Raw genomic sequence first — 20,002 nt, forward strand, 5'->3', positions numbered from 1 at the left:
GCTCCTTACACCTGAAGCCGACGGGTCGGTAGCAGGCCGATCAGGCCCTGCAGCCGCGTGGCGATGTCCAGCAACTGCCACTCGCTGTCACGGCGCCCCATGATCTGCAGCGCCAACGGCGCCTTGCCATCGCTGGACAGGCAAATCGGCACGGTGATCGCCGGCAGACCGCTGAAGCTGGCCAACGGGGTGAAACTGATCTTCTGCGCGTAGTCGGCGTCGGCCGGCGACGGAATGGTCGAATCGCCCGGCTGCGGATTGCGCCGGTCAAAGGGCCGGTTGGGGTCCATGGGGAACACCACGAAATCCAGCCCTGCGCTGTCGAACCAGGCGTCAATCCCTGCACGCAGTTGGTCCATGCGCTGCTGGATGCGCTGGTACTCGGCATCGCTGACGCCCTCGCCCACCTGCAGCGCGCTTAGCGTCGACCAGTGCAGTTCGCAGTCGAAACGGCGCATCCAGGCCGCCGAGGCCAGCCAGGCATCGCGTGCGCACAGCTGCCAGGCATCGCCACGACACGCCCACAGCTGCGCCATGCCAACCGCCTGTGCCGGCATGCCGAGCTCTGCCAGCGCAGTGCGTGCCTGGCCAAGCATGTCGAGCATCGCCGGACTGGTCAGGGCCGGGTCCAGCGCCTGCTCGAGGAGCGCCACGCGGTAGTGCGGCTTGCGCACACGCTGTTGGCCGAGCAAGGGATCGAGCCCCAGCAGCGGCCACAGCCACTCGAGGTCATCGGCACTGCGGGTGACCCAACCCAGCGCGTCCATGCGCGGCGACAGCGGGAACACGCCGCCCAGGTTCTGCGCTTTCTGGGTCATGCGCAGCCCGACCATGCCGCAGTGGGAAGCGGGCCAGCGCACCGAGCCAAGCACGTCAGTGCCCAGCGAGATGTCGCACAACCCTGCGGCGACCGACACTGCCGAGCCGGTACTGGAGCCGGAGGGGTCGATGCTGGGGAAATGCGGATTCACGCAGCCTGCGCCAAAGGCGATGTTCAGTTCCGTGGTGGCGACCTTGCAGGTCAAGGCAATCCGAGGATCGAGCCCAGTCAGGGCTGCAGCGCTGTGCTGTGGGTAGTGCCGATAGGCGCGCAGGCCCAGCCGAGTGGGCAGGCCGGCGACATCCACGGTGTCTTTTACGCCCAGGCGGTACCAAGGCGCCAACGCCTCGCGGGTACTGGTCAGGCAGCGGTAGGTGCTGTCGGCGTGCACCTGCCATTGGCTGTACTGCATCGCCCATTCGGCGGCCAGGTCCGGCTGCCGCTGCAGCAGCGCATGGCGCTTGCGCAGGCTCAAGGCAAGGTATTCAGGCTGTTCCCGGCCGCTGCTGGCGTCGGCGCCGCAGTTGCTCAGATAGCGGCTGATGGTGTCCTGGGTACTAGCGAGGCTCATGGGTGTAATCCTTGACAGTAAGGGCGGCCGCCCACGGTTGGGGCTTGCCGGTGGGTGATAAAGGCAGGTCGGCGACACGGCGCACGGCAATGGCGCGCGGGTATTCAGCCGGCAGCTGCTGCAGCGCCTGCAGCACCGCCGCTTCGTTGAGCGTGGCGGAACTGAACAGCACTTCGTAGGCCTCGCCGCGCAGGGCATCGCGCACCGCCACGCAGGCCAGTGTCGGGCAGGCCAGACGCTGGCCAAGCAGGCTGGTCAGGCGCGCCAGATCCAGGCGCACACCATTGACCTTGATCAGGCTGCTGGCCCGGCCCAGCCATTGAAAGCGCCTGGCATCCATCGCCAGGATCTGGTCATCGCAGCGATAGCTCGGCGCCGCAGTTGCCTGGCCTTGCTCACGAGCGATGCGCGCACTGGCCACTTCCAGCGCCGCTGGCTGCCCCAGCGGGCTCAGCAAGGTGACATCGTCGAACAGGGTCCACGGCTGCTCGGGCTGGCTGTCGCGGTCGAGCTCGCGGTAGGCCATGGCGCCGGTTTCGGTCGCACCCAGCACCTCGACGAAGCGCACCTGCGGCCCGGCGAAGCGCTGCACCGTAGCCAGGGCGTGCTCGGGCAGGATAGAGGCGCTGTGCAGCACCAGCACCGGGCGCTGCCCTGCCAGTCGGGCCAGCAGTGAAGGCAGCAGGCGCCAGGTGCTGGCAATGGCAAGGATCACGCACGGCCCGTGACCGCTGAGCTCCGGCAGTTGCTGGCGTTCCAGCGAGCAACTGTGCAGCGTCGCCTGCATCACCTGGGCACCGACCGTGCCGAGGATCATGCCGTAGCAATGGTTGCTGGGCGCGAAGGCGAAGATCTGCTCGGCGCCAGGCGCCCAGCGGCCGAGGATCAGCGCCGCCTCGCGCTGCATCTGCGCCATGCTGCGCAGCCACTGGCGTGGCGCTCCGGTCGAGCCGGAGGTGGTGAAGCAATGCTCGTGGGTCATCCGATGGCCTGCAAGCTCAGTTGGTCTTCCAGCTTCTGCGCCACGAACTGCTGCATGCGCGCCAGGGTTTCGAACCAGTAGCGCACGTCGTCGCTCAGGTAATCGACCTCGAAGCCGAACTGCCCTTCGATGACGGTGATCACTTCCACGGCCATGAGGCTGTCGAAGCGCTCACCGAGAAAATCGCGAAAGCTCGCGTCGGCGGCGATGCTCTCTACCTCCTCCCCAAGCAGTTGCCCGAGGGTTTGGCGGATACGGTGTTCGATGCTGAGCTCGTTCATGGGCGCGACGTTCCTTGTGAATATCCAGCGTTGGTGAATTGCGCTCCGGCGCCGTAGTACACGTGCACCGGCTGAATCGGATCGAATTCCAGGTAGATGAAGGCGTTCGGGTAGCGCCGGTACAGGCACTCGCGCAGGCTTGTCGCCAGTGCGTCGAGCACCGCCTGCGGGCGCTGCGCCGACACCGTGAGGTGCAGGTGAAAGTGCGCGGGCTGCGCGTCGTGGTCGAGGATTGGCAGCGGCATACCGGCACGAAAGGCGCAGCTTTCGGCCAGGTCCTTGAAGAACACCAGGCAGTGGCCGGCGTCGGCGCCGATGGCTTTGAGTTCACGGGTGAAATCCAGCGCCAGTTGCTTGCGCTGCAGCGCAGGCAATGGTGCGCAGGTGATGTTGAGTCTGGGCATGGCGAATTCTCAGGAAAGGTGCAAGGTGGGCAGGCTGTCACGCTGGCCATCGGCATAGGCCTGGAGCAGCCGGCCCAGGCACGTGGACAGGGCGTCCAGCCCCTGCAGGAACAGCGGCGACCAGGCATAGCCGGCCGGCCCACGGACCTTGTCGAGGAAAAACCGCAGGCGCGCAGCGTCCACCGGCAGGCCGAGCTGCACCGCCAGGGCCACCGCCTGGTAGGTACTGAGCAGATCGGGAATGCGCTGCCCCTGGTTGGCAAAACCACCCTGGCGCACCTGGTGCGCGGCCAGTAGCTCGGTCGCCGCCTGGTTCACCGCGTGACCCAAGTGGGCCAGACAGCCCAGGGCCTGCAGCCCCGCGCGCAGGGAGGGTTCGCCACCTGGATACGAGGCGTGTTGCCGGCCTTGCCGGCACCTGTCGATGAATGCCTCGATGGCGGCCATGTCGACACGCGTCTCGATCCCGAGCTGACGCACGATCGATACCGCCGAGGCCGTGGACACCATGTCCGACCCGCGCCCCTCCCAGAAGCCAAAACCACCGTCAGGATTTTGCAGCGTGGCCAGCCACTGGCCGATCGCCGCGCGCGGCGCCGCCTGCTCGGTGAATGCGCCCGCCGCCAAGCCCCAGTTGGTGCAGCGCACTTCGGCACCGCGGCCGGGCATGTACATGATTCCCGGTTCGTTGGGCATCTGGCAGCCCTCGATCCAGCGCAAGGCAGCCGCGCGCTGTGGCTCGGCCAACTCGTCGCCCAGCAGCGCAGCGGCTGTGGTCAGTACATCGGCGGCGGTCGCCACCTGGCGATAGCTGTAGCCACCCTGTGGCATCGCCAGGCTGCCGAGAAAGGCCGCCACCGGTTCAGCCACGCGGGTCACCGACTCGCCCAGGGCCTTGAGCGTGCCCACTGCACAGAAGGCCGCCCAGACATCCTCGCCGTCATACCCGGCCCAGCGCACATAGGCACCGCTTGGCCCCCGCAAGCTATCGACCCATCTCGCACATTGCTCAGGTTCGCGAGGCCCTGCCTGCAAGGCCGCCAGGCTTGCCGTGGCGCGGTAGGTGGCCCACAGGCAGGGTACCTGCGCTGCCTCGCTGAAGCGAAAGCCACCCTCGCTCGACTGCTGCGCTTGCAACCAGGCGATCAAGCGCGCCTGGTCCCAGCGCGGTGCTGGCAGGCCCTGACGTACCAGCACCCGCGCGGCCATCACGCCATAGAAACAGGCGCGCGTGTCGGCCACGTTGCGCAAGGCAAAGTCGGCCGACCAGCTGAGCCCGCCATTGGCGCACTGCAAGCCTTCGAGCCAGGCGTACAACGGGGCATGTTCGCGCACCTGGCCATTGCACACCTCGATCAAGGTGCGCAGCGCATAGTGGCTGGCCCAGGCATCGGCGGCTTGTCCAGGGCACATGGCATAGGCGTTACCGTCGAACAGGGTATGCAGCCACTCGGCGGTCTGCTCTGGCTGCATCAGTTCGATGCCAAGGTCGGCGAGGGTTTGCGTGCAATAAAAGGTAGCCCAGGCATCGGAGGCCATGCCCTTGCTCCAGGCGAAGCCACCGTCGCGGTTGCGCCGCGACTGGATGTAACCCTGCACGCCAGCGACGTCGGCCGTGTCGAGGCGTTCGAGCCATGCCAAGGTGCGGATCGCGGCGTACGTGCACCAGAGGTCCGGCTGAGCATTGCCCAGGCCTTGACCCTGCGGGAAGCGCGGGACGATCATGACTGGCCACCGACAAAGCGCAGGTTGGTCTTCTTCCAGCTTTTTTGCGAGGCGCCGCTCTTGTTCAGCGCGGAGAGGTTGTTGACGAACACGATGCGCGCCAGGCGCAGCCCCATCGACTGCTCGCACCGCGCCAGCAGCTGTTGTTGCAACTGCGCTTCCTGGTCGGTATCCCAGATCACATCGCGTTCCAGGATCAACGAGGCGCTGTCACGCTCGCGGTCCACTTCGATGACGTAGCCGGTGGCATCGCACGCGCCGTACACCACATCCTCGACCGCGCGGATTGCCAGTTCGACCCCGGCGACCTGCACACTGTCGCTGTCCCGGCCGTTGACCGACACGGTCGGGCTGAGCGCACCTGGCTGCCACGGGCCGGTAATGCTCACGCTGTCGCCGGTGTCCAGGCGCAACAGCGGCCGGGCGTAGAGGTTCAGCGGCGTGACCACCAGCCGGCCAGTCAAGCCCTCGGTCGGCGTGACCAGGCGGCCGTCGGGCAACAACAGTTCGAAGTAATTCGTGGCTGTGGCCAGGCGCATCTGCCGGTCCTCACCGGTCGCCGCCAGCGTACCGGTTTCGGTGCTGCCATAGCTGGCGTCGAACACGTCGCACTGCCACCACTGGGCCAGGCGTTGGCGCAGCGGCTGGGTATTGACCTCCCCCAGCAACATGATTGCCTGCACCGAGCCTGCGTAGCGCTGCAGCACGTCGCGTTGCTTGAGGTAGCGCGTCAGTTGCACCAGCACCCCAGGGGCGATGAACAGCACGCTGGGTCGATAGGTCTCGAACAGGTTGCACAGCCGCTCCCAGTCGCTGATACCGGTGGTGAACGGATAGGCCCGGACATGGGAGACATCCAGATAATCGCAGACATTGGCGATCAGGTCGCCGACGGGAACGATATCCGAAGGCATCAGGTTGGCTACCCGCGCGCCAAGACGCAGCACCGCCTGCCAATGGCCGGCGACACTCACGACGTTCCACAGAATGTCCTGCTTCAAGCGCGGCGTCGGCGTGGGTACGCCGGTGGTGCCAGTGGTGGCGTAGTACCTGGCAGCTTCGTCCAATGCCGCCGTACAGAACGCCAGCGGCTGGCTCTTCAGGACGGCCTTCGGCGTGATTGCCAGGTTTTGAAATGCATCGAAGCTGTAGTGGCCGATGCCTGCATAGTGGCAACTGTGCTGCGCCCGGTTCCACACTGCTTGCAACTTGCGTTGGTAAAAGTCGGCGTCGGGGATGAGCCCCGCCTGCTGCTGAAGTTCCTGCTCGGCAGCCTTCAGCAGGCCGAAATCCTTGTCGCCGTGAATCAACATCGCCCCGCCCTCTTGTTTAGACAGCGCAGAAGAGTGGCGAGACGGTCGGGCCCGGTAAAATACTTATTTCAGAGGGCCCGTGATAGCTCCAAGGTATTATTCGCTACGTATAGAGGCCTAAACGGATTGTGTAGTGAGACGTTTTGCCTTGCAGATAGCGACAAACTCGCGTAATGCGGTCGCGCATGCCAATTGAAGGAATTTTCCCACCGAGCCCGAGGCGGCTGGCGAATGACAGCCAATAGCCATCAAGGTTTTGCCATCGCGCATTGCCAAAGCCGGGCGATATCTGCCGCACGGTCCTGTAATAGCTGGGAGGCGTTGGCGCAGGCCAATTCCAGGGTCATGGGCCCGCTGACTACGGCAAAAGCAGCATCGATACCCTGTGCATACAGCTGTTGATACCCTTCGCCTAGCATGCCGGCGAGGACGATTACCGGTACCCCGTGTCGCTTGGCCACGCGTGCGACCCCCAGGGGCGTCTTGCCGCGCAGGGTCTGTGCGTCGAAACGGCCTTCGCCGGTGATTACCAGGTCGGCGCCCTGCACCAGCGCGTCGAGACCAGCCAATTCCGCGACCACCTCCACACCTGGGCGAAAACGCGCCGACATGAACGCCTTGGCCGCAAAGCCCATGCCGCCGGCAGCCCCGCAGCCGGGCAGGTCACGCCAGTCCTCGCCCAGGCAGCGGGCGCAGTGATCGGCAAAATGGCCCAGCGCCTGGTCCAGCGCCAGCACCTGCTCGGCGCTGGCGCCCTTCTGCGGACCGAATACCGCCGAGGCGCCATTGGCACCGCACAGCGGGTTATCGACATCGGCGGCCACTTCCACCTGCACTTCGGCCAAGCGTGGATCCAGGTCGCTGGCATCCAGGTGGGCCAGTGCTGCCAGGGCCAGACCACCCTCCTCCAGCGGCTGGCCGTCGGCGTCCAGCAAGCGCAGGCCCAGGGCGCGCAGCATGCCGCTGCCGCCGTCGTTGGTGGCGCTGCCGCCGATTGCCAGGACGATGCGCTGGGCACCGGCAGCCAGGGCCGAGGCGATCAGTTCCCCGGTGCCCCAGGTGCTGCTGCGACAGGCGTCGCGCTGGGCCTGAGGCAGCAGCTGGATGCCACTGGCCTGGGCCATTTCGATCACCGCAGTGCGGCTGCTGGCCAGCCATCCCCAGGCAGCTTGGACACCCTGCCCCAACGGCCCGCGCACGGTTTGCCAGCGCAGCTCGCCGTGGCTGGCCGCGACGATGGCCTGCAGGGTGCCTTCACCCCCATCGGCCATGGGGCACTCGAGCGTCTGCGCGGCAGGCCAGACCTGACCCACGCCCGACGCGATGGCGCGGGCCACGCCTGCAGCGTCGAGGCTGTCCTTGAACGAGTCGGGGGCAATCACGATTTTCATGGGCTTCTCCTGTCCTGATGGCAGCATGCTGACAGCTGCCAGGCCTAGCGACCTCGGTCGGATGCACAACAGGCCCCTGGCGTTGTTTGGGCAAACGCCTGTGCCGCGTCTACTCGGCCGGCAGCAGTTGCAAGCCCAGGTACAGACTGAGCAGGCCTTCCAGGCGCAACGGATCGACTTCGCTCAACTCGGCGATGCGCTCCAGGCGATAACGCAAGCTGTTGCGGTGGATGCCCAACGCATCGGCGCATGCCTGGCTCTGACCGTCGTGGGCGCACCAGGTGCGCAGCGTCGTGAGCAGCTGGCCGCTGGCGTCTTTGCTGCGGATACGCTGCAGCGGTTCGAGCAGCTCGTCCAGCGCGTCATCGTTGCGATGGCGCCAGAGCAACGCCGGCAAACGGTAGCGTTCGAGGCTGAGCAGTTGCTGTGCGGGCAGCACCTCGCGGCCGTAAGCGAGCAAGTCGCGTACGCGGCGGTAGCCCTTGCGCAATTGCTCAAGGTTCTGCGCCACTCGTCCCGACGCCAAACGCTCGACTGCCCAGCCGTGGCGTTGCAGACGTTCGATCAGGCGCGCCTCGTCGACCGCCACCGCCGCCGGTCGACACCAGAGCAACGACTCGCGCGCCGGGCTCACGCACCAACTGTCGGGGTAGCGGCTCAGCAGCCAGGCCGACAGGGCATCGGCCGGCGGCCCGGCGCGCAGCTCGAACAAGCAGGGCACCCGCGGCAGGTGTGGTTTCAAGCCCAGTTGCCGAGCTTCGTCCAGCAAGCGCAGGGAATCGCCGCTGCCGCCCAGCAGCAAGGCCAGCAGGTCATCGCAGCGCTGGCGCCGCCATTGCTGTTCGACTTGCAGATGGCGCTGCGCCAAGAGCATTTCCGCCGTCATGCGCAGCAGTTCGCCGTAGGTGCGCAGCTGCTGAGGATCGCCGGTCAAGCCAAGCACGCCCAAAAGTCGCCCGTCGAGCATCAGCGGCAGGTTGACGCCGGGTTGCACGCCCTTCAGGCACTTGGCGGCCTCGACGTCCAGCTCCACGACCCGGCCATTGGCCAGGACCAACTGCGCGCCCTCATGACGGGTATTGATGCGCTCCGGCTCGCCACTGCCCAGAATCAACCCCTGGCTGTCCATGACGTTGACGTTGCAGGGCAGAATGGCCATGGCCCGCGCGACGATTTCCTGTGCCAGGTCATGGTCCAGTTCGAACATACGACGATCCTTAATGCGGGGCGGGGTTTGTACTGCAGCACAGCGCCATGCACGATACGCTGTGCAAAAGCACAAAGACAGGCGCGTCGCACTCCCCGAGACTCAACAGGGCGAGCGCCGGCACAGGCGACGCGGTGACAACCATAACAAAAGAGATCTCGATCATGGCACACAGCCCTGCCCCTGACCAAGGCACCGATAGCACCCGCAACGCGCTGTACCGGCGCGTCACCCTGCGGCTGATTCCGTTCATTTTCATCTGCTACCTGTTCAACTACCTGGACCGCGTCAACGTGGGCTTTGCCAAGCTGCAGATGCTCGATGCATTGCAGTTCAGCGAAACCGTGTATGGGCTCGGTGCCGGTATTTTCTTCATCGGCTACGTGCTCTGCGGCCTGCCAAGCAACCTGGCGCTCAACCGTTTCGGCCCGCGACGCTGGATCGCGGCGATGATGATCGCCTGGGGTAGCCTGTCGACCTGCCTGCTGTTCGTTACCACGCCGACCGAGTTCTACACCCTGCGCCTGCTGACCGGCGCGGCCGAGGCCGGGTTCTTCCCTGGTGTGGTGCTGTACCTCTCGCGCTGGTTCCCTTCCGACCGCCGCGGTCGCATCATGGCCCTGTTCATGTCGGCCATTCCGGTTTCCGGGCTGCTGGGCGGACCGTTCTCCGGCTGGATCCTCGAGCATTTCGCCGCTGGCCAACATGGCCTGGCCGGGTGGCAGTGGATGTTCCTCATCCAGGGCCTGCCCACCGTGGCCCTGGGCGTACTGGCGATCAAGCTGCTCAGCGACGGGTACCAGACCGCAACCTTCCTCAGCCCCGCCGAGCGGCAGGTGATCGCTGCCGACCTGCAAGCCGATGCAGCGAGCAAACCGGTGACCCGCGGTGACAGCGTGCTGGCGGTGCTGCGCAATCCGCTGATCTGGACGTTCGGCTTCATCTACTTCTGTATCCAGAGCGGCGTTTACGCAATCAACTTCTGGTTGCCGTCGATCATCAAGAACATGGGCTTCGACAATCCGCTGTTGATCGGTTGGTTGAGCGCTATTCCCTACCTGCTGGCCGGGGTGTTCATGATCCTTTGCGGGCGCTCGGCCGACCTGCGCAACGAACGCCGCTGGCACCTGGTGGTGCCCATGCTGATGGGCGCGGTGGGCTTGCTGATCGCCGTCAACTTCGCCGCCACGCCGAGTGTCGCCATTGTCGGGCTGTCGATTGCCACCATGGGCGCGCTCACCGGCCTGCCGATGTTCTGGCCCATGCCGACCGCCTTGCTCAGCGCCAGCGCAGCGGTGGCAGGCCTGGCACTGATCAACTCGGTAGGCCAGATGGCTGGCTTCCTCAGCCCGTACCTGGTCGGGTTCATCAAGGACCAGACCGGGTCTACAGATGCTGCGCTCTATGCCCTGGCCGCGTTGATCGTGGTCGGCAGTCTGGTGGCGCTGCGCGCTACCCGCGCAGGTGCGCTGCGCAACGCGCACAGTCACTAAGCCGAGTCGTCGGCAAGCCCCTGGACGCGGGCTTGTCGGCGAGCGCCCTCGCCGCGCTGGCACCGATCGTCAGCTCGACGCACCCCTCGCGTTGTCCCGCCATCAAAGGTTGCAAAGGCCCCCTGTGGAGAAGCCCTGTGACCGAATACGCCGTGGCCCGTCTCGACCAACTCGATCCGCACCGCCCGCTACGGGTGCAGGCTGGCAATGAAGAAATGATCCTGGTGCGCCAAGGCCAGTTGGTGCACGCCTTCCAGGCCAACTGCCCGCATGCCGGAGCACCGCTGGAAGAAGGTGTTGTGTGTAGCGGCTTGCTGGTCTGCCCGTGGCACAAGGCGGCATTCGCCATCGACGAGGGCGCCGTGTGCGAACCTCCGGCGCTCATCGACCTGCGCCGGTACCGGGCCTGGGTCAAGGATGCGCAGGTGTGGGTCGATGACCGGCCATTGCCGCGCAGTGAGCCGCCACGCCACAGCGACGCCCGCACGTTCGTGGTGATCGGTGCCGGCGCTGCCGGTTCTGCTGCTGTGGCAACCCTGCTCGATGACGGCTTCGGTGGCCGGCTGATCTGGCTCGATCAGGAGCGACAGCCGGCCTACGACCGTACCTCGCTCAGTAAATTCGTGATCGCTGGACACTTGCCGCCTGATGAAGTGCCGGCTTTGCTGGAGGCCGAGCAGTTGCGCAAAGGGCGGCTCGAGCGCAAGCTCGGCAAGGTGCGCACCCTGGATGTGAAGAAGCGCCAGATCACCCTGTCAGACGGCCAGCGGATCGACTATGACGCGGCTCTACTGGCCACCGGCGGCAAGGCATTGCGACCGCCATTGCCTGGCGTGGACTTGCCCGGCGTCTTCACCTTGCGTTCACGTGACGACGCAGCGCGCCTGCTCGATGCAGCCGAGCCTGGGCAACCGGTGGTCATCGTCGGGGATGGATTCATTGCTCTTGAGGCTGCCTCGGCCCTGCATGAGTACGGCGCCAAGGTGCATGTGGTGACGCGACACCCGCTACCTCTGGCCAAGCAACTGGGCGAACGCATCGCCCGCTGCATCCGTACCCTGCATGAGCGCAAGGGGGTGCATCTGCACGGCCCGACCGAGGTAGCGCGCATTCTGGGTGATCGTCAGGTCGAAGGCGTGTTGCTGGCCAACGGTGAGCGATTGCCAACCGCGTTGGTGCTGCTCGGCACTGGCGTGAAACCTGCCACGGCCTGCGTTCAAGGTCTGCCGCTGGCCGATGACCAGTCGGTGCCAGTCGACGCCCAGATGCAGGCCGCCCCAGGGCTTTGGGCTGCCGGTGATCTGGCCAGTTTCCCTTACGCCGGGCAGACGACACGTATCGAACACTGGCGCTTGGCCCAGCAGCAAGGGGTGATCGCGGCCGCCAACATGCTCGGCCAACAGCGCCGCTATGACGATGTGCCGTTCTTCTGGACCTATCAGCATGGGCGAACCTACGAGGTGCTGGGGCATGCGCAGGCCTGGGACCGCATCGCGTTCGTCGGCGAGCCCGAACAGGGCGACTTCATCGCCGTGCAATGCACAGGCACGCAGGTCAGCGCTGTGGTCGCCATGGGTTACTCCGATGCCATGGCGGTGCTGTCGCAACGCCTGAAACGGCCATTGTCGGTGGATGAGGCGCTTGCGTTGATTGGTTAGCCAAGGTGCAGAAAAACCGGCTATGGTTTTCCCAGATCAATAACAAGCATCGGGAGCGCCCATGCCCGCCGCACTTCGCGCCAGTGAACTGGCCGCCTTCGTCGACAGCCACTTCGCCCATCGCGGGCTGATGCCGGAAACGGTGATCGCCGAATCATGGTTTCGCAGCATCAAGCAGCATCACCTGAGCCCAGACCTCGGCCCTGTCGATAACGTGCTGAGCGCGGCCGAGCTTCGCCAGCATCAGGCGCAGCACGAGGCCTACCTGGCAACGGCCAGTCAGGGCGTAAGTGGCCTGGCGCGCCGGGTACTCGATGCCGGCTTCGCCGTGCTGCTCAGTGACGCTGACGGCGTGACCCTGGACGCCAGACTGCCCGCCGATGCCCAGCGTTACACCCGCTCCGGGCTGATCGTCGGCGCGCGCTGGGACGAGTCCATCGCCGGCACCAATGGCATCGGCACCGCCCTGGCATCGCAACAAGCGCTGACCATCCACCGCCAGGAGCATTTTCTCGCCAGCAATGCCCGCCTGAGCTGCTCGGTCTCACCGATTTTCGATGCCCATAACCAGTTGCTCGGTTGCCTGAATGCGACCTGCCTGTACAACGACGGTCCCAAGCAGGCGCAGCACCTGACCCTGCAACTGGTGATCCTGTATGCACGGCTGATTGAAAACAGCCACTTCCGCCAGCGCTATCGCGACCGCCTGACGCTGGCGTTGAAACCCCGCGACGACTTTGCTGACCTGGCTGCCGAGCAGTTGTTGGCGCTGGATGAAGCAGGTCGGGTGATCGGAGCCAATCGGGCCGCGTTTCTTGCCTACCCTGGGCGCCCGCTGCTGGGCCTACACATCGATCAGCTGCTGGCGGCCGATATCGACCGCCTGCTCAATCTCACCCGTGGCGGCGCGCAGGGCGTGCAACTGCGCAGCCCGCACGCCGCTCAATTGCTCGAGGTGGGCCTGCGCGTACCGGGCGGCTATCGATCCAGCGCCGCGCTGCGGCCTGCACCTGCGCGCAGCAACCACCCCGCGCTGCAACAGCTGGCCGGCCAGGATGAGCAGTTGCTGAACGGCGTGCAGCGCCTGCGCAAGGTGCTCGACAAGGACATTGCCATTTTGCTCAGCGGCGAAACCGGCACCGGCAAGGAAGCGTTCGCCCGCGCCTTGCACCAGGCCAGCCAGCGTCACGCCAAGCCTTTCGTAGCGCTCAATTGCGCCGCGATCCCCGAATCGTTGATCGAGAGCGAACTGTTCGGCTATCGCCCAGGCAGCTTCACCGGGGCCGACCGCAAGGGCATGAAGGGCAAGTTGGAGCAGGCCAACGGCGGCACCCTGTTCCTCGACGAAATCGGCGACATGCCGGCGCATCTGCAGACCCGCTTGTTGCGCGTACTGGCCGAGCGCGAGCTGCTACCCCTGGGGGCGGCAACGCCGGTGGCGCTGGATATTCAAGTCATCTCGGCGACCCATCAGGATCTGCCGACAATGATCGTCGAGAAGCGTTTTCGCGAAGACCTGTACTATCGCCTGTGCGGCCTGCGCATGCACTTGCCGGCCCTGCGCGAGCGCAGCGACCAGCGCCAGTTGATCGAGGAGCTGCTGGCGAGCCTCGCCCCCACCCTGCGCCTGAGCAGTGAAGCACGCGACCGCTTGCTGGGTTATTCATGGCCGGGCAACGTGCGCCAGTTGCTTAATGCGTTGCGTCAAGCGGTGGCGTTGGCCGAGGGGGATGAAATCGGGGTGGCCGATCTGCCCGAGGAGCTGCTGCAACCAGCGCCCGCCGCCAGGACTCAGGCGCTGGAGCAGCAGGTCGAACACACAGAAGCGCAGCATTTGCTGGCAGTCTTGCAGCGTCAACGTTGGAACATGAGCGCAGCTGCCGAGGCCGCCGGCATTTCACGCTCGACCTTGTACCGCAAGATGAAGCGCTACGGGATCGTTCAGCCGAATTTACTGGGTTGATTGCATCGCGAAATGGGGGCGAAGCCCCCACCTGCTTTCTGTGCTTTCACCACAGCCTTATGAGGTTTCTCGCGACACTCAGCCTTGTATGTAAACCACCTGCGTGCGGGTGTACTCGTACAGGCCATGCTTGCCATCCGCGCCGCCGACGCCGGACTTGCGTGCGCCGGCGTGGAAGCCCTGCATGGCCTCGAAATTCTCCCGGTTGATGTAGGTTTCGCCGAAGTCGATCTCGCGACAGGCTTTGAGGGCGGCGTTCAGGTCGCGGGTGTACAGCGAAGACGTCAGCCCGTATTCGCTGTCATTGGCCAGGGCAATGGCCTCATCCAAATCTTCCACCACCTGGATCGGCAATACCGGCCCGAAAATCTCCTTGCGCATGATCTCCATGTCGGTCTTGCAGCCGGCCAGCACCGTGGGCTGGTAATGAAAGCCTGCCCCCAGGTCGGCGACCTGGCCGCCAGTCACCACTTGCGCACCTTGACCCACTGCCGTGCGCACCATCTGCGCTACTTTGTCCAAACCTGCCTGGTTGATCAGCGGCCCCATGTCCAGGTCGGCGTGCAGCGAGGGGTCGCCGTAGCGGGTCGCCGCCATGGCCTGGGCGACCTTGTCGACGAAGGCGTCGGCCACCGCGCGCTGCACGTAGACGCGTTCGGCACAGTTGCACACCTGCCCAGTGTTGATGACCCGCGAGGCGACGATGGCCTTGACCGCAAGCTCCAGGTCAGCGTCTGCCAGGACGATCGCCGGTGCCTTGCCGCCCAATTCGAGGTTGAGCTTGGTGATGTTCGGCGCCGCCGCAGCCATGATCCGCGCGCCAGTGCCAACACTCCCGGTGAAACTCACCAGATCCACCCCCGCATGGCTCGACAGGCCATGACCGACGCTTGCCCCCTTACCGCCGAGCACGTTGAACACCCCCGCGGGCAGGTCGGTTTCGGCCACCAGCCTGGCGAACTCATAGCAGTTGAGCGGCGTCTCTTCGCTGGGCTTGATCACGATGGTATTGCCGGTCAGCAGCGCCGGCGCCATCTTGCGCGCGATCAGGAAGAACGGGAAATTCCACGGCAGGATCCCGGCCACCACGCCCAGCGGCTTGCGCATCAGGAAGATGTGCTCGGCGGCGCGATCACTGGTCAGCACCTCACCCTCAAGGCGCCGTGCCCACTCGGCCATGTAGTCCAGGTAGTCGGCGGTGAAGTTGACCTCCACCTGGGCCAAGGCCGGCACCTTGCCGCCTTCCTGCGTGATGATGCGCGCCAGGCGCTCGGCATTGGCTCGGATCTTCAGCGCGATTTGCCGCAGGTAGCCTGCACGTTCGATGGCAGGTGTGCCCGCCCAGCGCTTTTGTGCCCGGCGAGCGGCATCGATGGCCCGCTCCACTTGCTCGGCTGGCGACTCCGGGACACGACCGAGCAACCGACCATTGGCAGGGTTGTACACCTCGATCAGCGATTCACTGGCGACGAAGGTGCTGTCGATGAAGTTCTGGTATACCGAATCGGTCATGATCATTTCACTCCTGTGGCTGATTGTCTGCCAATGGCGGCTGCATGGCGGGCTTGGCGCTGAACTGCTGCCAGATCGCACCCTCACGCTTGAGGTCGTGGGCACGCTTGATCAGGTACTGGTGCACCTGCTCGACCTGCTCAGGCTTGAGATTGTCGGCGAACGACGGCATGCCGTCCGGGACACGACCGCCATACAGGATGCCGAGGAACATCTGGTGCTTGTCCGCACTGAGTTTGCGCAGATCTGGCAACACACCGCCGCTGACCGCATGGATACCATGGCATTGGGCGCAGTTGCCGTCGTACAGCTCGGCGCCGGCGGCGACGGTCTGCGCATCGGCAGTGAGCGGCGGCGGCTCGGGGGCACCGGCTGCAGGCGCCGGCTCACGCAAGGTAGCGGTGCCGCCAAGCTTGTAGGTCAGTACCTGGGAGAACGGCTGCACCCCCGCGCGCAGCGACAGTGCCCCGGCGAAGGTGGAAAACGCCCCGCCCCAACCGGCCATGAAGGTCACGTACTGTTCGCCATCGACCGAATAGGTAATCGGCGCCGCCATCACGCCGCTGGCCGCCGGCGACTCCCATAGCTTCTTGCCCGAGTCGGCGGCATAGGCGATTACCCGGCCGTCGGCGCTGCCCTCGAACACCAGGTTGCCGGCAGTGCTCAAGGTGCCGCCATTGAAAATCGTGATGTACGGCACTTCCCAGGCCGGCGCCTGTTTGACCGGGTCCCAGGCAATCAGCTTGCCCGACCAGGTCTTGGCCATTTCCAGCAAGCCATCGGGCCCTTCGGGCATCATCCCGGTGCGCAGGCCCAATTGGTAAACGCTCTTGAACGGATTGCGCTTGGGCGCCTCGGGGATGTGCTCGTAGTAGGCCGACATGATGTGCGCCGGGATGTACACCAGTCCCGTCTGCGGGTTGTAGGACATTGGATGCCAATCGTGCGAGCCCCAGAATGCCGGGGTCACCAACTTGCGCTTGCCGTCTTTCCAGTAGGCCGCCGCTTCGTCGTCGACGATGGGCCGGCCGGTCTTCATGTCGATGCCCTTGGCCCAGTTCACCGGAACGATGTTCTTGGCCGACAGCAACTCGCCGGTGGCGCGGTCGAGCACATAGAAAAAGCCGTTCTTGGGCGCCTGCATCAATACCTTGCGCGGTTTGCCGTCGATGGGCAGTTCGGCGAGGATCATGTGCTGGGTGGCGGTGAAGTCCCAGGCGTCGCCGGGGGTGGTCTGGTAATGCCAGGCGTACTCGCCGGTGTCGGCATTCACCGCAACGATCGACGACAGGAACAGGTTGTCGCCCTTGGCCTGGCTGCGCCATTTGGGGTCCCACATCGAACCGTTGCCGACGCCGATGTACAGCAGGTTCAGGTCCGGGTCATAGGCGAACGAGTCCCACGCGGTGCCGCCGCCGCCCCATTGCACGTAGGCATCGCCGTGCCAGGTCTTGCTGGCAATCGCCATGGCCTTGTCTTCTGGCGGCAACTTCGGATCGCCCGGCACGGTGAAGAAGCGCCAGGCCTGCTTGCCGGTTTCGGCGTCATAGGCGGTGACATAGCCCCTTACACCGAACTCGGCACCGCCGTTGCCGATGATCACCTTGCCGTTGACCACCCGCGGGGCCCCGGTGATGGTGTAGCTGCGGTTGTGGTCATCGCGGGTATCGACTGACCAGACGCGCTGACCGGTCTTGGCGTCCACGGCTTCCAGCCGCCCATCCAGCACGCCGACGTAGACCTTGCCCTGCCACACGGCGACCCCGCGATTGACCGCGTCGCAGCACGCCTCACCGGCGCGGTTGCGGTCCGAATGCGGGTCGTATTTCCACAGCAACTTGCCGTTGCGCGCATCCAGGGCATACACCACCGAGAATGGCCCGGTGGTGTACATCACGCCATCGACCACGATGGGCGTGGCTTCGACGCCACGGTCGAGGTCGAGCTTGTAGCTCCAGGCCAGCCCCAGCTGATTGACGTTGTTTTGATCGATGGCTTTGAGGGGGCTGAAGCGTTGTTCGTCATAGGTGCGGCCATGGCTCATCCAGTTGCCGGGTTCCTTGTCGGCGTCGATGATGCGCTGGCCGTCGACCTGCGCGGCGAAAGCAGGCGCACTGCACACCAGGACCAAGGCCAGGCAGCGTGAGGCAAGGCGGTGCGGGCCGGATCGGTTCATGCTGATTCTCCGTTCTTGTTATGGCGACGCCGCAGTGGACGTCTGCAAGCTACAGAGCAACGCCCGTGCCAGCCCTGACGGTCACCCGTGTAGGCCACGTGCTAGAGCTTGCGGTCAGACAGTGGGCAACCCTTGCGGCCCCTGGCAGTGCGGCAGCGATGACACAGCTGGGCGTGCCTATGACACACCTGTGCCACTGTGCAATTGACGGGCTAGGCGAACAGGGCGATCAGCCCCAGGTGGGCCGGGTAGAACAGGTAGCCCCAGCGCCGCACTGCCGGCAGTGGGCTATGCTCGACGCGCAGCAGCAGGCGGCCGACGCCAATGGCCAGCGCCGCCGCACTCAGGGTGATCAGGCTGATCGGCGCCAGCAGATGGTCGCGCAGCCAACTGTTGGTCAGGTTGCCACCTATCGCCAGTAAGCACGGCAAAAGCCAGGCCGGTCCACCCCGCTGCAGGGCCAACAGGCAAGCGGCGGGCAGCAGTACACCGGGCAGGCCATACATCAGCCGCTGGTGGTACAGCGCCGCCAGAGCGACTGCGCCAAGGCCGGCCAGGTGCATCCAGCCCCCACGGTATCGCACGCCCCAGGCGACCAGCAGCCCCAAGGCGAGTGTCGGCATGATGTTGAAGGTCTGGGAGTCAGCGTCCAGCCAGCGATAGGGGGCTTCAGACAGCACGGCGAAGGCAATCATCCAACCCAGATAATGCGGCTTCAAAGCGCTGGCGCGCGCCACGTTGACCGCCATCGCCAGGCAGAACAACGGGAACGCCAAACGCCCGACGATGAATAAGCCATGCGCCTGCGGCCACAGGTAGCGCAGATGATCGACGACCATGGTCGCCATCGCCACCCATTTGACCAGGTCCAGGCCTGCCGAGCGCACGTCCTAAGGCCCAGGCTCGCGGCCCTGCCCCAGCTGCTTCTCGGTCCAGGTCGCCAGCGGCAACGGTGGGCGTTGCGCGAAGATGCGCTGCCAGATCAGTACCAACGCAGCACGGTCGAACCTCGGGCCGCTGCCCTTCCATACACTTGGGCGCTCGGCCACCCATTGGCCTCGATCACCGCGGTGGGCCATCTTGAAGCGGAAGGTGTAGTCGCCGGGGATACCCATGCGCAGATCGCTGACCACCAGCGCGTCACCGACCTGGTCGTAGCGCAGCCAGTCGTCGGTGAACCAGCGCAGGCGCTCGAGCAACGGCGCGTCTTTCAACTGCGCGGCAAGGCCAAGGTTGAGCGACAGGCGCTGCATCTCTGGCGGCGCATGGTCGAAGGTGCTGCTGATGCCTTCGTAGTAATGACCGTCAGGGGTCTTGGCCAACACGCGCCAGAGCAGGCTGTTGAAGGCCAGCGGCATTGCCCGTACCTCGCTGGTTTCGATGCCTTGGGCATCGAGGGCAGTCTGCAGGCGCTGTTCGGCGGCCATGCGTCCGGCCAGGCCCAGGCCCAGATAGGCTGTGCTCAGGAGCAACGCCAGGCTCAGGCAGCGCACCGCCCTGCCGTTGAAACCGACCCAGGCGCTGTAGATCACCGCCACCAGCAAAGGCACGGTGTACAGCGGATCGATGATGAACACCGCCGCCCAGCTCAGTGGCGTGAAGGGCAACGGCCAGAACAGTTGCGTGCCGTAGACGGTGAAGGCATCGAGCAACGGATGCGTGACCAGCACCAGCCAGAACGCCAGGAACAGCCTGCCCAGGCTGTAACCCTTGTCGGGCCAGCGCTTGCGGGCAAGCTGATGGACCAACCAGGCGAGCAACAGGGCGAGGCCTGTCAGCACGAAAATCGAATGGGAGAAACCGCGGTGATAGGTCATTTGCGAGACCGGATCGGCGTAGCGTATCACCACGTCCAAATCCGGCACGCTGCCCAGCAGCGCCCCGTAGATCAGCGAGCGGCGGCCCTGAATGCGGCCTAGCACCGTACCCTGCAGGGCGGCGCCGAGTACGGCTTGGGTTATCGAGTCCACGGCAAAGCTTCCTGAGGGCAACGGTAGGAAACTAACCCTCTGGCAGCACACCGTGCAAATGCCTGAGCACTCCAGGCTTGTCCAGATATTACGGCGATAGCATTTATCCATTGAACAGTGCCCACCCGTGCAGTAAGCTCGGGTTCATTCACTGGAGCCGCACATGCCCAAGCACACCCGCAATCATGCCAACCACACCGGCCGCAGCCTGCGCCGTGTGCTGGCCGTTGCTGACTGCCAGGCCGCCGCGCGTTCCTATTTTGGGTATTGGTTTAGCCACTAGGCGCCGATACCCACACGGCGCCCACCTTCGAGGGGCCGCCGAACATGAGAATACTCAAACCCCCGGTCGGCTCCCCGATCGGGGGTTTTGCTTTTTCAGGCTTCGCACTTTCAACGATTCACATCGAGGACAGCTCCATGACTTACGCCACTTATCACTATGCAAGCACCTACGCCTGGCGATTTAGCCAATTCCGTTCGGGCCAGCCTGCCGCCTCCGTTCGGTCCATCCCCGGTGGCAATGCTGCAGACCA

General features: G+C 65.2%; 15 protein-coding genes. 3 read left to right on the forward strand and 12 right to left on the reverse strand.

Annotated features, from left to right (window positions below; all coding sequences use genetic code 11):
- Positions 1 to 5: 5 nt before the first annotated feature.
- The 8 genes from FS665_RS20925 to FS665_RS20960 form a co-directional block, all read right to left on the reverse strand.
- Complete coding sequence (locus FS665_RS20925; protein ID WP_145192893.1) at positions 6 to 1,391, reverse strand: amidase; 1,386 nt, start codon at positions 1,389 to 1,391, stop codon at positions 6 to 8.
- Positions 1,378 to 2,373: an AMP-binding protein gene (locus FS665_RS20930; protein WP_145192896.1), complete on the reverse strand. Its 996-nt coding sequence runs from the start codon at positions 2,371 to 2,373 to the stop codon at positions 1,378 to 1,380. Before FS665_RS20930 ends, FS665_RS20925 begins: the two co-directional genes overlap by 14 nt.
- Positions 2,370 to 2,654: an acyl carrier protein gene (locus tag FS665_RS20935; RefSeq protein WP_145192898.1), complete on the reverse strand. Its 285-nt coding sequence runs from the start codon at positions 2,652 to 2,654 to the stop codon at positions 2,370 to 2,372. The genes FS665_RS20930 and FS665_RS20935 overlap by 4 nt, the downstream gene beginning before the upstream one ends.
- Positions 2,651 to 3,058, reverse strand: coding sequence for a hypothetical protein (locus FS665_RS20940; protein WP_145192900.1), 408 nt, complete (start codon positions 3,056 to 3,058; stop codon positions 2,651 to 2,653). The genes FS665_RS20935 and FS665_RS20940 overlap by 4 nt, the downstream gene beginning before the upstream one ends.
- A 9-nt stretch (positions 3,059 to 3,067) precedes the next feature.
- Entirely contained in the window at positions 3,068 to 4,783 is a 1,716-nt protein-coding gene (locus FS665_RS20945; protein WP_145192902.1) for a prenyltransferase/squalene oxidase repeat-containing protein, read from the reverse strand.
- Positions 4,780 to 6,096, reverse strand: coding sequence for an AMP-binding protein (locus tag FS665_RS20950; RefSeq protein WP_145192904.1), 1,317 nt, complete (start codon positions 6,094 to 6,096; stop codon positions 4,780 to 4,782). The genes FS665_RS20945 and FS665_RS20950 overlap by 4 nt, the downstream gene beginning before the upstream one ends.
- A gap of 248 nt (positions 6,097 to 6,344) precedes the next feature.
- Positions 6,345 to 7,487 carry a glycerate kinase gene (locus tag FS665_RS20955; protein ID WP_145192906.1) on the reverse strand — a complete coding sequence of 381 codons (1,143 nt, stop codon included), beginning with the start codon at positions 7,485 to 7,487 and terminating at the stop codon, positions 6,345 to 6,347.
- A gap of 109 nt (positions 7,488 to 7,596) precedes the next feature.
- On the reverse strand, positions 7,597 to 8,694 hold the full coding sequence (locus tag FS665_RS20960) for a sugar diacid recognition domain-containing protein (RefSeq protein WP_145192908.1): 1,098 nt from the start codon (positions 8,692 to 8,694) through the stop codon (positions 7,597 to 7,599).
- A gap of 164 nt (positions 8,695 to 8,858) precedes the next feature.
- Here FS665_RS20960 and FS665_RS20965 point away from each other — a divergent pair, with 164 nt between their 5' ends.
- The 3 genes from FS665_RS20965 to FS665_RS20975 all read left to right on the forward strand — a co-directional run bounded on the left by FS665_RS20965 (position 8,859) and on the right by FS665_RS20975 (position 13,808).
- Positions 8,859 to 10,187 (forward strand): MFS transporter, encoded by a 1,329-nt coding sequence (locus tag FS665_RS20965; protein ID WP_145192910.1) that lies wholly within the window; start codon positions 8,859 to 8,861, stop codon positions 10,185 to 10,187.
- Positions 10,188 to 10,324: 137 nt separating this feature from the next.
- Positions 10,325 to 11,845, forward strand: coding sequence for an FAD-dependent oxidoreductase (locus tag FS665_RS20970; RefSeq protein WP_145192912.1), 1,521 nt, complete (start codon positions 10,325 to 10,327; stop codon positions 11,843 to 11,845).
- Between the two features lie 61 nt (positions 11,846 to 11,906).
- Complete coding sequence (locus FS665_RS20975) at positions 11,907 to 13,808, forward strand: sigma-54-dependent Fis family transcriptional regulator (protein WP_145192914.1); 1,902 nt, start codon at positions 11,907 to 11,909, stop codon at positions 13,806 to 13,808.
- 78 nt (positions 13,809 to 13,886) lie between these two features.
- Here the strand turns inward: FS665_RS20975 and aldA are convergent, their stop codons facing one another.
- The 4 genes from aldA to FS665_RS20995 form a co-directional block, all read right to left on the reverse strand.
- Complete coding sequence (gene aldA, locus FS665_RS20980; RefSeq protein ID WP_145192916.1) at positions 13,887 to 15,320, reverse strand: aldehyde dehydrogenase; 1,434 nt, start codon at positions 15,318 to 15,320, stop codon at positions 13,887 to 13,889.
- A 7-nt stretch (positions 15,321 to 15,327) separates the two neighbouring features.
- Positions 15,328 to 17,496, reverse strand: a complete 2,169-nt coding sequence (locus FS665_RS20985) for a PQQ-dependent dehydrogenase, methanol/ethanol family (protein ID WP_145192918.1) — start codon at positions 17,494 to 17,496, stop codon at positions 15,328 to 15,330.
- A 212-nt stretch (positions 17,497 to 17,708) separates the two neighbouring features.
- The gene (locus FS665_RS20990) at positions 17,709 to 18,383 is read right to left on the reverse strand and encodes a TraX family protein (protein WP_145192920.1); all 675 of its coding nucleotides are present in this window, start codon (positions 18,381 to 18,383) and stop codon (positions 17,709 to 17,711) included.
- A 3-nt stretch (positions 18,384 to 18,386) separates the two neighbouring features.
- Positions 18,387 to 19,466: a metal-dependent hydrolase gene (locus FS665_RS20995; RefSeq protein ID WP_145192922.1), complete on the reverse strand. Its 1,080-nt coding sequence runs from the start codon at positions 19,464 to 19,466 to the stop codon at positions 18,387 to 18,389.
- Positions 19,467 to 20,002: the final 536 nt, after the last annotated feature.

This window comes from Pseudomonas sp. URMO17WK12:I11 (genome assembly GCF_007677725.1).
Classification (GTDB): domain Bacteria; phylum Pseudomonadota; class Gammaproteobacteria; order Pseudomonadales; family Pseudomonadaceae; genus Aquipseudomonas.